Genomic DNA, 12,034 nt, shown 5'->3' with positions numbered 1-12,034 from the left:
TGCGCCACTCACGCCGGGTCGAAGTCTTTCGGGATTTTGTGCAAGAAGAGGTCATCGCCTATCGTAAGCTCAAACGAGCCGCCGAAAACAGCATTACCGACTAGGTATTCTGCACACGCATAGCGGCTATTCGCAACCGCGTCATAAAAGTGCCTTGTTGTAAAGCACTTTGCCACCTATTTGATCTCTCGAGGGCGCTGATGAGCTTCGGCTCGCGCCTTCACCTCCCTGTTGGACTTCGGCCGAGCCTTGTGCTCGGCCTTTTTTTTGGTCCAGTCAAATAGGCTAAATTATTGAAGGTTGGGGCAGATTAAACCTCTGCCGCCTCCTGCGCGGTTTTGCGAATACGCTCAACCATTGCACGCAATCCGTTAGAGCGTTGCGCCGAAAGGTGGTCATTCAAACCGAGCCGCGCCAATTCTGCAGGTGCATCCACCGCGGCCACATCTTTGACTGATAGGCCGGCATAAAGTGCGTGCAAAACAGCAATCAGGCCGCGCACAATCATTGCGTCGCTTTCGCCTTCGAAATCGAATTGCGCCTCTGGCCCCTGCCCCTCGATCCGCGGCAAGATCCAGACTTGGCTGGCACACCCGTCCACCTTGGTTGCGGGGACCTTTACGGCCTCATCCAAGGGGGGAAACGCCTTACCCATATCGATCACATGACGATAGCGGTCTTCCCAATCGTCCAGAAACTCGAATGTCTCTGTCAGCTCTTCAAAGGCTTCTGTTGCCATGGTGGGCTCCTTTTTCTATGGGCAACGAGCTAGGCCGTCAGGACCCAAAGGTCCAGACCCAATGCCCTACACACCTCGTGCGGCTGCGGACTTTCCTCCGGCGCGGGATTGGGCTACGCATCAATCAACACGAGTGCGGCAAAAACAGGGGTAGGAAATGGGCAAGTGGATGGTGACAGCCGTGGTAACGGCAGTGGTTTTAGCGGGCTGTGGCCGCGTATCAGAAAGCCGCCTAAATCCGTTCAACTGGTTTGGCGGCGATCGTGAAACCGTTGCAGCGACGCCAGACACTGCGGCTGAGATCCGTGACGATGTGTTGATCGCGCAGGTTCTAAACCTCAAGGTTGAACCTACTCCCGGTGGTGCGATCATCTCAAGCTTAGGGCTCGCCAGCACTCAGGGGTTTTGGGAAGCTGTTTTGGTGCCAGTCGATACAGACGACGACACCACAGGGCTGACATTTGAATTTCGTGTAAAGCAGCCTGTGACCACCGCCCCAATCGGCGCGAACGCTGCGCGCGAAGTATTGGCGGGTACATTCCTCAGTACGCAAACGCTGGGCAGCGCCCGCACAATCACAATCGTTGCGGGCCAGAACCGCCGGACCGTCAGCCGCTAAGCTGCGACACCTCGACGATTTTGACGGCTGTGCCTTGGCACGACAACGCAATCTCACCGTTGCACAGCCGCAAAGCGTCTTCGCCAAACACTTTGCCGCGCCAGCCCTTTAGCCAATCGCCCGTGCGGATGCCTGATGCGATATCATCAAGGTCAGACGCGGTCGCGATCAGTTTCTGTGCCACACCGGCTTCTTCGGCCTTAGCCTTAAGCAGCACGCGCAGAAGATCAGAAAGACCTGCGTTAATCTCAGCCCGATCCCGGGACTTAGGCGGCTTTGGAAGCTGATCCTGCGGTACCGCCTGCCCTTTGGCGACGGCCGCAATAATCCCATCGGCAATGTCACCACGCCGCGCTTCGCGCAGTAGCAAACGGGATTTGCCAAGATCTTGATGCGAGGTCGGCTTGGTCGATGCCAACTCCATCAGAGCATCGTCCTTATAGACCCGGCTGCGCGGAATATTTCGATCCTGCGCAAAGGCTTCGCGAAAGCTCGCCAATTCCTTTGCAATCGCCAAAAAGCGCGGGCTAGAGGTCCGCATCTTCAACCGCTCCCACGCGGCTTCGGGGTTCACGCGGTAGGTGGCTGGGTCCGTCAGAACTGCCATCTCTTCTTCGACCCACGCGCGGCGCCCGGTTTTGTCCAAACGCGCCGCGAGGAATTCGTAAATCGTGCGTAGGTGCGTGACATCCGCCAACGCGTAGGTCATCTGCGCATCCGTCAGCGGGCGGCGCGACCAATCCGTAAAGCGGCTCGATTTATCAAGGCTGGCTTTCGCGATTTTGCGCACAAGCGTCTCGTAGCCAACCTGCTCCCCAAAGCCGCAGACCATCGCCGCAACCTGCGTATCGAACAACGGCGCAGGGATCAGGTCCGCATCCACGCAAAAGATCTCAAGATCCTGACGCGCTGCATGGAACACCTTGACCACGCCCGCATCCCGGAACAGTTCGTAAAGAGGCTCCATTGAGAGCCCCTCTGCAAGCGGATCGAGCAGAATTGCTTCGTCACCATCCAACCCTTCGCCTGGATAGGCCAACTGCACGAGGCACAGTTTTGAGTAATAGGTCCGTTCGCGCAAAAACTCTGTGTCGACTGTGACATAGGGATATTTCGCGGCCCGCGCGCAGAACGCGGCCAGAAGGTCGGTGGTGGTGATCAGGGGAATGTTTTTAGCGGCCATTAGGTTCGTCTTGTCCAATTCCGCTCCTGCCTAGAACAAAGCGCGGTGAATGGAAAGCAATCACAAGATAACGGGCGTACGATCACCGGATGCAAACCGGCGCAGTACCGCTGGGTACAGTCGATGTTCCTGCGTCAGGACCCGCTGCGCGAGAGTGTCTGGCGTATCACCCGGTGCAATCTGCACACGGGCCTGCCCCAAGATCGGCCCATCATCCAACAGGGGTGTCACCTCATGCACGGTACAACCTGCCTGAGCATCCCCTGCCTCTAGAGCACGAGCATGGGTATGCAAGCCTTTGTATTTAGGAAGCAAACTGGGATGAATGTTCAGCATTCTCCCCTCATAGGCTTGCACAAAATCCGCTGTCAGCACCCGCATAAAACCCGCAAGGCATACAATGTCGGGCGCATGGGCGTCGATCAACGCGCGCAACGCATCCTCAAACGCCCCGCGGTCTTTGCCAAAGGGTTTGTGATCCACTGCAGCCGTCGGGATGCCCCGTTCCGCCGCCTTTGCCAACCCACCGGCGTTTGGATCGTTGGAGCCGACAAAGCAGGGGCGCGCCGGATGATCGCCCGTCATGCTGTCGACCAGCGTCATCATGTTGGATCCACCACCAGACAGCAGAATCGCAACGCGTTTGCTCACGCGAGTGTGCCCGAATAGGTTACGCCTGCGCCCTCAACCACTTGGCCAAGCTCGGTTACGGCGTGCCCTGCGGCTTCAAACTCCGCCAGCGCATCAGCTGCGCGGTCAGCAGGCACGATCGCGATCATCCCAACGCCGCAGTTGAACGTTTTGAGCATTTCAGCCTCGTCCAAGCCGCCCTCTTGCGCAAGCCAACCAAACACAGGCGACGCCGAGATGCGCGAAAGGTCAATCTGCGCGCCCAAACCTTCGGGCAATGCGCGTGGTAGGTTTTCGGTCAAACCACCGCCGGTGATATGCGCAAGCCCATGCACAGCGCCTGCCTTGATGGCAGCAACAGCCCCTTTTACGTACAACCGCGTGGGCGTCAAAAGCGCGGCGCCAAGCGTTTGCTCTGCGTCCCATGGGCACGCATCGTCCCACCCGAGGCCAGAGCGCGCCACGATCCGCCGCACCAGCGAATAGCCGTTCGAATGCACCCCGTCAGAGGCCAAACCCAAAAGCACGTCGCCCGCACCAACACCCGCAGGTAGGTCCGCGCCACGTTCCATCGCGCCAACGGCAAACCCCGCAAGGTCGAAATCACCACCGTCATACATGCCGGGCATTTCAGCCGTTTCGCCACCAATAAGTGCGCAGCCCGATGCTTCACACCCTGCAGCAATGCCATTGATGATGCGCGTCGCACTGCCCAGCTCCAGCTTGCCGGTCGCAAAATAATCCAAGAAGAACAGAGGCTCCGCCCCCTGACACACCAAATCGTTGACGCACATGGCCACAAGATCAACGCCCACGCCGTCGACGTTACCGGTATCAATCGCAATGCGCAGCTTAGTGCCCACGCCATCGGTTGCTGCCACAAGGATCGGATCGCTGTAGCCCGCCCCCTTCAGGTCAAACAAGGCGCCAAAACCGCCCAGACCTGCCATCACCCCAGGCCGTGCCGTACGCTTGGCTGCAGGTTTGATCCGCTCCACGAGCGTGTTGCCCGCATCAATATCTACGCCTGCGTCGGCGTAAGTGAGGCCGGGTTTTTCGGTCATGGGGCACTCCGTTGCTTATGGCGGGCGGCATAACGCAGGCAGACACCGAAGGAAAGGACCCTGTCGCGCGGACAGCTAAGATCGTCAAACGATGCGTCTGTCGCTTGACCCCCCTTTTGGCCGTGATATGCACACGGTGCGGCGCCGATCAATGGCTCCGCCGGGGGCCTGTAGCTCAATTGGTTAGAGCAGAGCGCTCATAACGCTTTGGTTGCGGGTTCAAGTCCTGCCGGGCCTACCATTCCTCCCCATTTGATGACGTTTGTGCGACGTCGCCCTGCAATTGCAGTTGATGCGACAGGACGCCGCACTACCATCCTACTAGGTGGATGACCGGCCACCGACCCAGACGTTCCACCCAATTGCGGGAGAAAAAAGTCATGAACCGGTTAAAGTTGATCTTGTTTACGTTGAACACTTACGCGGCCTACGCCCAAGACCGCGCTGGCGCCGAAATGTTCGGCGGCCAGTTGCGGCGCAAGCGTACGATGGCCCGGCGTGATTTAGTGATCCAAGCCCTCGATGGGCTCAAACAACAGCCCTAGCTGCTGACACGAGCCGCCCGGCCACCGCGTCGTCCGGGCGCCGGCTGCTCTGCAAGACCTTCGCGCAGCACTTGCTTCATCGGATGATCATCATCCGCATTCACATGGCGCTGCAAAAGCGCCTCAATCGCGGGTTTTGGCTCACTCGAACTCAGGCTCAGTGCCCAATCCAAGAAGATTGAGCGGCACTCTTCCAGCGTTATGCCTTCGATCCGAAAGGATTCCCAAACCAAACCCTTGGGGTCAAAATCCGCGCGTCCGTCCATTGTCATGGTCTCTCCTATCGCCCTGTGCCGCCTGATGCGTGCCGTTCTTAGGTATCCTGTGCGCAGGACTTGGCAAGCAACTTCGTGATGATCTTATCTGCACGCGCAGGCGCATCATGTAGCGACGTTTTCAGGTCAGCTAGCGCCTTATGCCCCGTAAGGCTCAAGATAAAACTCTGCCCGCCAACGCCCAATGTTTCTGGGTCCGGGTCATCAGCTGTCAAAAGGCGCAGCGCCTGCTGGTACTGGGAAAGCTGGGCATAGACGCAGGCCAATTCCGCCTGATCCTCTGGATCGCAAAAGCCGCCCCCCGCCGCCAATTGCCCAGACGTGCTGCGCACAGGTCGACCCGCGATCAGGGCGTTCGCTTGACCGATCAACTCGATTTCTTGCATCCGACCGGGCCCGGATTTGGTGGCAGACGCGTGCCCCACCCGGCCCGCCGCGATAAATCGCGCGCGCATATCCACAAGGGCGGCACGCACGTCATCGGCACCAAACCGGCTTTGTGCCAAAACCTCACGGCGGGTGGTCTCAAGTGTTTGGGCAAGATCAGGTGCGCCTACAATGACCCGCGCGCGCGTCAGGGCCAAATGCTCCCACACCCAAGCCTCGGTGCGTTGATAGGTGTCAAAGCTGCTTAGCGCAGTCGCAACCGGCCCCTGCTTGCCCGACGGGCGGAGCCGCATATCGACCTCATACAGCCGCCCGGCCCCTGTCGGCGCAGTCATAGCGGTGATCAGCGCCTGCGTGAGCCGCGCAAAATAGCTGCGGGGCGCCAAGGACCTTGGACCGGTGGATTCTGCATCCGGCGGCGCGTCATAGATCACGATCAAGTCCAGGTCAGACCGCGCCGTCAACCGCCGCGCCCCAAGGGACCCCATCGCAATCACCGCAGCGCCCTGCCCCGGTAGCGTCCCATGCTTGGTCTCAAACTCAGCGACAACTGCGGGCCACAAAGCTTGGACCACGGCCTCGGCTAAATCCGCGTAACGGCTGCCCGCCTCGTCTGTATCAATGGTACCGCGCAGCATGTGGACACCAATCCGAAAGTGCGCCTCTTGCTGCCAGCGGCGCGCGGTATCCAACTGCTCCTCATAGTCGCCTGCTGTGGCAAGCGCTTCGCTTAGTCGCTCCCGCAGGGCCGCTCGGTCCGGTAATGGCGCAAAGAAATCACCACCGATCACCGCATCCAACACCTTTGCATTGCGTGACAGGTACCGCGCAAGGTCAGGAGCCGTTGCGCAAATATCAACGATCAGATCGATCAGTTGTGGGTTGGCCGCAAACAGGGAAAACACCTGAACCCCGCTGGGCAACCCCCGCAAAAACCCGTCAAAACTGAACAAGGCCTCATCGGGTTTTGCCGCCCGCCCAAGGCTAAGCAGCAGCTTCGGCCGAAGACGCGTAAACAGCTCTCGTCCCCTTTCAGAGCGCAACGCAGGATACGTCGCCCAGCGATCCACCTGCGCCAAAGCCTCGTCCGAGAATGGCAAATCTGCCACCTCTGGCGCCGGATTGCTCGGCGCAAAGAACGCCGAGGTGCAGGTTTCGACGGTGTTGAACGTCTTGGTCAGGCGTGCACGCAAATCCGTCGCATCCATGTCCATAAAGGCGGCCAACCTGTCAAAATCCTCAGCCGTTTGAGGCAGGCTATGGGTTTGCGCATCTTGGACCATCTGCAATCGATGCTCCACGTCACGCAGCCACAGATACGCCTCAGAGAGCGTCGCCTGGGTTTCCTCTGGAATCCAGCCTGCGGATTTTAACGCCCCAAGCGCCTCAAGCGTGCCGCGCTTTTGCAGGGATGGATCGCGCCCGCCCGCGATCAACTGCCGGGTTTGGGTGAAAAACTCGATCTCACGGATGCCACCAAGGCCAAGTTTCACGTTGTGGCCCTCTAACACCAAAGGCCCGCCTACGCGCTTAGCGTGACGCAGCTTGAGCCGGATATCATGCGCGTCTTGGATGGCCGAAAAGTCGAGGTGGCGGCGATAGACGAAAGGTCTCAGCCGGGTCAAATAGGCCTCTCCGGCAGTGATATCACCCGCGGCCGACCGGGCTTTGATGTGCGCGGCCCGCTCCCATGTGCGCCCCAGCGCCTCATAGTACCGCTCTGCGGCTTCCATCGACAGGCACACAGGCGTAACGGAAGGATCGGGCCGAAGGCGCAGGTCCGTGCGGAAAACATAGCCATCACCCGTCGCCTCAGACAACAGCGCCATCGCCCGACGCGTGATCCGCACAAATGATTGGCGCGCATCACCGTAGTCGGCAGGATCAAAGCGCGTCTCATCGAACAGGCAAATGAGGTCGATGTCAGACGAGTAATTCAACTCACCCGCGCCCATTTTACCCATCGCCAGCGCAACCATGCCCCCAGCAGTGGCGATATCATCAACCGTCGCGCCCGGTAGTTTGCCACGCGTGATTTCCGCCTCGGCACAGGCGGTCAGGGCGCGGTGCGTTGCTGTATCCGCCAAGCGGGTCAGTGCCTGAGTGACCTCAAGCCCCTGCCAAACACCGCCCAAATCCGCGAGCCCCGTCAAAAGCGCCACTTGCCGTTTGGCTTGGCGAAGGCCCGTGCCAACCTCTGCCAGCGCAAGGTTTGCGACGCGGTCTAACACGGCATCCAACGTGGCCTCAGGCGCGGTGTCCCACACCCCCTCAAGCCACGCAGCCTCACGCAGCATAAGGCGGCTCAGGAATGGGCTACAGCCCGAAGCACCAGACACAAGCGCCCGCGCATCTGCGGGAACAGGCACCTGCGCAAGGCAATCAGCAGCGATATCGGGAGCATAGGCGCGCGGCGCGCAGGTCAGCCGGGAGAGAAACGTCATAGCATGACTTTTGCCCTTGCACCTGCCGACGTCAACCGGCCCAATGCGCTCATGAGCAAAAGCCTGAAACGCGTCGCCCGCGTCCTACTGGACGCAAATATCAACACAACTCCCGTCGAGATGCCCGGAGAAACGCGCACCGCCCAACAGGCGGCAGACGCCGTGGGCTGCGCCATAGATCAGATTGCAAAAAGCATTGTTTTTCAGGGGGCTAAAGGGTGCGTACTATTCGTGACGGCGGGTGGCAACCAAGTTGATGCTAGCAAGGCCGCTCTTGTCGCTGGCCAGGATTTGGGCCGCGCAGATGCCGCGACAGTCCGGGCGCAAACAGGATTTGCCATTGGGGGCGTGTCGCCCATCGGACATCTAAACCCAACACCCATCTATTTCGATCCGCGTCTAAACGCATTTGAGCAGATTTGGGCCGCGGCAGGCACACCCCGCCACGTTTTTCCCATCGCGCCCGCCCAGCTTTTACGGCTCACGGGCGCGATAGAGGCGGATTTCACCAATTAGGCGAATAGGTCGTGGCACAGCTCCAGCGCATCGACCAGCGCGTCCACCTCGTCGGTGGTGTTGTACATCGCAAAGGACGCTCTGCATGTCGCGGGCACACCCATATGGTCCATCAAAGGCTGAGCACAGTGATGCCCGGCACGCACCGCAACACCCTTCTTATCCAACACGGTTGAGATATCGTGGGCATGTGCCGCCCCCTCAAGCGTAAACGAAAAAATCGCGGCTTTGGTCGCAGATTTACCCTGCACGTTTAGCCAGTTCAGCCCATCCAACCGGGTGCGGGCGTAGTCACGCAGGCTCGTCTCATGGGCGGCAATCGCCTCCATGCCAACGTCCATCATGTAATCCAGCGCCACGCCCAAACCGATTTGCTGCACGATACCCGGCGTGCCTGCCTCAAACTTCATGGGCGGATCGTTCCACGTGATCGCATCACGGTGCACATCCCGGATCATATCACCACCACCCATAAAGGGCTGCATTTCGTCCATCCGGGCACGCTTCATATAGATCGCGCCCGACCCGCTAGGACCGTACAATTTATGCCCTGTAATCGCATAAAAATCACAACCCAGATCGGCAACATTAACGGGCATGTGTACGGCCGCTTGGCTACCATCCACACAGGTCACGATACCGCGGGCGCGCGCGACCTCACAGATGGATTTCACATCCACCACAGTGCCCAAAACATTGGAAAGATGTGTGATCGCCACCATTCGCGTGCGGGGTGTCATCGCGTCAATCACGGCCTGTGGGTCCAGATCACCGTTGGTATCACAATCGACCCAAACCAGCTTAACCCCCAACCGTTCACGCAGGAAATGCCACGGCACGATGTTGGCGTGGTGCTCCATGATCGAAAGGATGATCTCATCCCCGGCCTTTAGGTTATGCGCACCCCAGCCATAGGACACGAGGTTAAACGCCTCGGTTGTGCCCGAGGTGAACACGATCTCGTTCTCATCCGGCACGCCTAAGAATTTGGCGACCTTGCCGCGCACAGCCTCGTACTTATCCGTGGCAAGATTGCTTAAATAATGAAGGCCGCGATGCACGTTCGCATATTCTTGGCTGTAGGCCTGGGTGATAGCGTCAATCACAACCTTGGGCTTTTGCGCGCTGGCCCCATTGTCCAGATAGACCAACGGCTTGCCATTCACCTCCCGCGCGAGGATCGGAAAGTCGGCGCGGATCGCATCAATATTGTAGGTCATTCAGAATGTCCCTCCGGTGGACAGCGTCTCGGGGCCGATCCCGAGAATGGACATTGCGAGGCCAAGAACAAACAAAGTCCCGAACCCGCTGATCACGATCCCCGCGAAAACCATGCCCGCCGACTGGAAGCGGTGCAAAACGAGGACGAAATACGTCAAAAGGTAGAAAAACAGCCCAACTGAAGCGACAAGCACCAACAGCGTCAGGAATGGCGCAACGATCGCCAGCACCAACTGTGCCAGTTGCACCGCGACAAAGATGACTTGCAGCCAGACGACCAGCAGGAGCGTTTCTTCGAAACTGCCCTGCCCGCCGCACGCGCGCCCCACCCAATAGACCAAATAGACGGTGCCCACGATGAACAACGCCTGTATCGCAGCCATACCGACAGGGGTTCCCATGAGCGTACCCATCGAGGCGTCCGCACTTGCCCCCGAAAGCACAAAGGCCACTTGGCTCATCAGGGTGGACAAAACCGCGACCAACACCAACAAAAGCCAGAGCGCCTCCCGCGGAGGGGCAAACGACAAAATGCGTGTCGCGCCCTCCTGCGGGTCACGAATGCTTTCGAGGATCAGGTTCGGCACGTCTGAGAACTTAAACACCGGCGGCCTCCTTGCCTTCGGTCACGATGATTGCGTTAATCCATATCCAGAAAAACCCAACCACCACCAGAGTGCCGACAATCATTTGCTCTGCCCCCGGCCCGAAAAACCCCGACACGAGACCGTTAAGCAACATCAAAGGCGTCGTTGCGAGTAACGTCCAGAACAGCCCCAAGCGCGCCGTAAACCATGTGCCCTTGCCGCCGAGAACCCATGCCAAAGCGTGGATAACAGCGGCAACGATGTAAAAGAACAGTGGCGCAATCATGAGCCACCCCATCAAAGCACCCCCAAGGCGTGCGTCCAAGGGAGGGCCGTCCTCAAGATGTGCCGCGCGAGCCAGGACAGGCCATTGCGCCACAAACAACAAGAGGCAGGCGCCCATGATATAGGCAAGCACCTGGTCTTCGCGGCGGCCCGCGGCCAGCTTTTCAGCCACGACCGCGCGGGGGCGGACGTAGCTGCGTGCAATATCGCGTGAGATAGGCATCAGGCCTTAGCTGCGCCGACGGGCCAACCAGCCCTCTAACCGCGCCTGAATGTCGTCGCGTAGACGCTCATCCTCAATCTCATCAATGGCTTCGGCCATAAAGCTGAGCACAAGCAGATCGGTTGCAATGCTTTTGGGCACGCCACGCGATTGCAGATAGAACAAGGCCGTTTCATCGATCGCACCGGTGGTCGAGCCGTGCGAACACGCCACGTCATCGGCATAGATTTCCAGCTCAGGCTTCGCAAGGAACTGGCTGTCGTCGTCCAACAAGAGCGACTGGCTGATCTGATACCCGTCGGTCTTTTGTGCGCCCTCTTTCACGAGGATTTTGCCTTGGAACACGCCAACAGCACCGTTGCGCAACACCTTCTTGAACACCTGACGGCTTTCGCAGTTCACAGCATCGTGGGTGATGAACACCGTATCGTCGTGGTGGAAATCGCCGTCGCCAGCACAGGCGCCAGCAATATGTGCCACAGCGTCGTCACCGAGCAATTCAAGCACATGCTCATTGCGGGTCAGCACACCGTTCACAGTCAGCGTAAAGCTTTTGTAGACGCTTTCGCGGCCAAGACGACCGAACGAGTGCGTGACAGCCTGACGTTCATGATCCCGACCTTGCATGCGGATGTGGTGAAAGGCTGCGCCATCGGCCACGTCCACTTCCATGCACTTGTTAAAGCGCGCAGCAGCGGGACCGGTTTCCAAAACGGTAAGCGAGGCGCCCTCTTCCACCCGGATGACGTGGTGCAAGATCGCGTCAGAGGTCTCGGAGGCGTGCAGATACTCGATGCTCACGGGACGTGCCACAGGGCCGGTCGCGCGCAGAACCACGCCATCGGTCGCAAACGCGGTGTTGAGGGCTGCCAGAGGACGGTCCACCGGATCCTGGCCTCGGGTTTCCAACATCCCATACAGGTCCTTAACCCAATGAATATCGGCCTGCGTGGCATCCGCCAGACGACCGATTTCGAGGTTTTCCGCTGCCAGATCGTCGCTTGCTTCCGCGTCGAACACGCCATCGACGAACACGACCTTGAGGCGGTCGATACCGTCGAACATCGGCTCCTCTTGGGCATCGAACAATGCGGCTGGCGTAGGCTCAACGCTTACGAACCGCGCGGGTTTGGTGAACTTCCAGTATTCGTCGCGGCGGGCAGGCATGCCCTTGGCTTGCACACGGGCCAAGGCCTCATTGCGTGCCTCAACAGCCCACGCAGCACCACCGGGCATCGTCAGCGCGTTGACCCGCGCTTCTGTCTCGGATTGTTTGGTTTCCGGCAGACCCATTATGCCATCTCCGCCAGAATGTC

Annotated in this window: 13 protein-coding genes and 1 tRNA gene; 4 read left to right on the top strand and 10 right to left on the bottom strand. The window is 59.2% G+C overall.

The window, feature by feature from the left end; genetic code table 11:
* Positions 1-310: 310 nt before the first annotated feature.
* Entirely contained in the window at positions 311-739 is a 429-nt protein-coding gene (locus AC4GMC_RS14605) for a SufE family protein (protein WP_487875991.1), read from the bottom strand.
* Positions 740-896: 157 nt separating this feature from the next.
* Between AC4GMC_RS14605 and AC4GMC_RS14600 the strand changes: the two genes are divergently transcribed.
* A complete protein-coding gene (locus AC4GMC_RS14600) occupies positions 897-1,358 on the top strand; it encodes a hypothetical protein (protein WP_487875990.1) in 462 nt (153 codons plus the stop codon).
* Here AC4GMC_RS14600 and rnd read toward each other — a convergent pair.
* From rnd to purM, 3 genes are all read right to left on the bottom strand, one after another.
* Positions 1,348-2,526 carry a ribonuclease D gene (gene rnd / locus AC4GMC_RS14595; RefSeq protein WP_487876007.1) on the bottom strand — a complete coding sequence of 393 codons (1,179 nt, stop codon included), beginning with the start codon at positions 2,524-2,526 and terminating at the stop codon, positions 1,348-1,350. The genes AC4GMC_RS14600 and rnd overlap by 11 nt on opposite strands.
* A gap of 75 nt (positions 2,527-2,601) precedes the next feature.
* Positions 2,602-3,192 carry a phosphoribosylglycinamide formyltransferase gene (purN, locus tag AC4GMC_RS14590; RefSeq protein WP_487875989.1) on the bottom strand — a complete coding sequence of 197 codons (591 nt, stop codon included), beginning with the start codon at positions 3,190-3,192 and terminating at the stop codon, positions 2,602-2,604.
* Positions 3,189-4,235 carry a phosphoribosylformylglycinamidine cyclo-ligase gene (gene purM, locus AC4GMC_RS14585; protein ID WP_487875988.1) on the bottom strand — a complete coding sequence of 349 codons (1,047 nt, stop codon included), beginning with the start codon at positions 4,233-4,235 and terminating at the stop codon, positions 3,189-3,191. The genes purN and purM overlap by 4 nt, the downstream gene beginning before the upstream one ends.
* Before the next feature lie 164 nt (positions 4,236-4,399).
* Between purM and AC4GMC_RS14580 the strand changes: the two genes are divergently transcribed.
* Positions 4,400-4,476: transfer RNA gene (locus tag AC4GMC_RS14580), tRNA-Ile, on the top strand.
* A 139-nt stretch (positions 4,477-4,615) separates the two neighbouring features.
* Positions 4,616-4,780: a hypothetical protein gene (locus AC4GMC_RS14575; RefSeq protein WP_487875987.1), complete on the top strand. Its 165-nt coding sequence runs from the start codon at positions 4,616-4,618 to the stop codon at positions 4,778-4,780.
* On the opposite strand, the gene AC4GMC_RS14570 is transcribed toward AC4GMC_RS14575, so the two are convergent.
* Both AC4GMC_RS14570 and glnE read right to left on the bottom strand, forming a co-directional pair.
* Positions 4,777-5,052: a hypothetical protein gene (locus tag AC4GMC_RS14570; protein WP_487875986.1), complete on the bottom strand. Its 276-nt coding sequence runs from the start codon at positions 5,050-5,052 to the stop codon at positions 4,777-4,779. The genes AC4GMC_RS14575 and AC4GMC_RS14570 overlap by 4 nt on opposite strands.
* Positions 5,053-5,093: 41 nt before the next feature.
* Positions 5,094-7,886: a bifunctional [glutamate--ammonia ligase]-adenylyl-L-tyrosine phosphorylase/[glutamate--ammonia-ligase] adenylyltransferase gene (gene glnE, locus AC4GMC_RS14565; RefSeq protein WP_487875985.1), complete on the bottom strand. Its 2,793-nt coding sequence runs from the start codon at positions 7,884-7,886 to the stop codon at positions 5,094-5,096.
* A 51-nt stretch (positions 7,887-7,937) separates the two neighbouring features.
* Between glnE and AC4GMC_RS14560 the strand changes: the two genes are divergently transcribed.
* On the top strand, positions 7,938-8,402 hold the full coding sequence (locus tag AC4GMC_RS14560) for a YbaK/EbsC family protein (RefSeq protein ID WP_487876006.1): 465 nt from the start codon (positions 7,938-7,940) through the stop codon (positions 8,400-8,402).
* Here the strand turns inward: AC4GMC_RS14560 and AC4GMC_RS14555 are convergent.
* The 4 genes from AC4GMC_RS14555 to AC4GMC_RS14540 are packed head-to-tail and all read right to left on the bottom strand — an operon-like array spanning position 8,399 to position 12,011.
* Positions 8,399-9,622, bottom strand: a complete 1,224-nt coding sequence (locus AC4GMC_RS14555; RefSeq protein ID WP_487875984.1) for a cysteine desulfurase — start codon at positions 9,620-9,622, stop codon at positions 8,399-8,401. The genes AC4GMC_RS14560 and AC4GMC_RS14555 overlap by 4 nt on opposite strands.
* A complete protein-coding gene (locus AC4GMC_RS14550; RefSeq protein ID WP_487879366.1) occupies positions 9,623-10,228 on the bottom strand; it encodes a Yip1 family protein in 606 nt (201 codons plus the stop codon).
* The gene (locus AC4GMC_RS14545; RefSeq protein WP_487878048.1) at positions 10,221-10,718 is read right to left on the bottom strand and encodes a YIP1 family protein; all 498 of its coding nucleotides are present in this window, start codon (positions 10,716-10,718) and stop codon (positions 10,221-10,223) included. Before AC4GMC_RS14545 ends, AC4GMC_RS14550 begins: the two co-directional genes overlap by 8 nt.
* 6 nt (positions 10,719-10,724) lie before the next feature.
* On the bottom strand, positions 10,725-12,011 hold the full coding sequence (locus AC4GMC_RS14540; protein ID WP_487878047.1) for a SufB/SufD family protein: 1,287 nt from the start codon (positions 12,009-12,011) through the stop codon (positions 10,725-10,727).
* Positions 12,012-12,034 lie beyond the last annotated feature (23 nt).

This window comes from Thalassobacter sp. (genome assembly GCF_982993085.1).
Note: the sequence above shows the minus strand (reverse complement) of the source record. Positions and strands in the feature narration are given on the sequence as shown.

Coding starts and splice junctions, on each gene's coding strand:
- AC4GMC_RS14605 (WP_487875991.1), bottom strand. CDS start 739: ATGGCAACAGAAGCCTTTGAAGAGCTGACAGAGACATTCGAGTTTCTG.
- AC4GMC_RS14600 (WP_487875990.1), top strand. CDS start 897: ATGGGCAAGTGGATGGTGACAGCCGTGGTAACGGCAGTGGTTTTAGCG.
- purM (WP_487875988.1), bottom strand. CDS start 4,235: ATGACCGAAAAACCCGGCCTCACTTACGCCGACGCAGGCGTAGATATT.
- AC4GMC_RS14575 (WP_487875987.1), top strand. CDS start 4,616: ATGAACCGGTTAAAGTTGATCTTGTTTACGTTGAACACTTACGCGGCC.
- AC4GMC_RS14570 (WP_487875986.1), bottom strand. CDS start 5,052: ATGACAATGGACGGACGCGCGGATTTTGACCCCAAGGGTTTGGTTTGG.
- glnE (WP_487875985.1), bottom strand. CDS start 7,886: ATGACGTTTCTCTCCCGGCTGACCTGCGCGCCGCGCGCCTATGCTCCC.
- AC4GMC_RS14560 (WP_487876006.1), top strand. CDS start 7,938: ATGAGCAAAAGCCTGAAACGCGTCGCCCGCGTCCTACTGGACGCAAAT.
- AC4GMC_RS14555 (WP_487875984.1), bottom strand. CDS start 9,622: ATGACCTACAATATTGATGCGATCCGCGCCGACTTTCCGATCCTCGCG.
- AC4GMC_RS14545 (WP_487878048.1), bottom strand. CDS start 10,718: ATGCCTATCTCACGCGATATTGCACGCAGCTACGTCCGCCCCCGCGCG.
- AC4GMC_RS14540 (WP_487878047.1), bottom strand. CDS start 12,011: ATGGGTCTGCCGGAAACCAAACAATCCGAGACAGAAGCGCGGGTCAAC.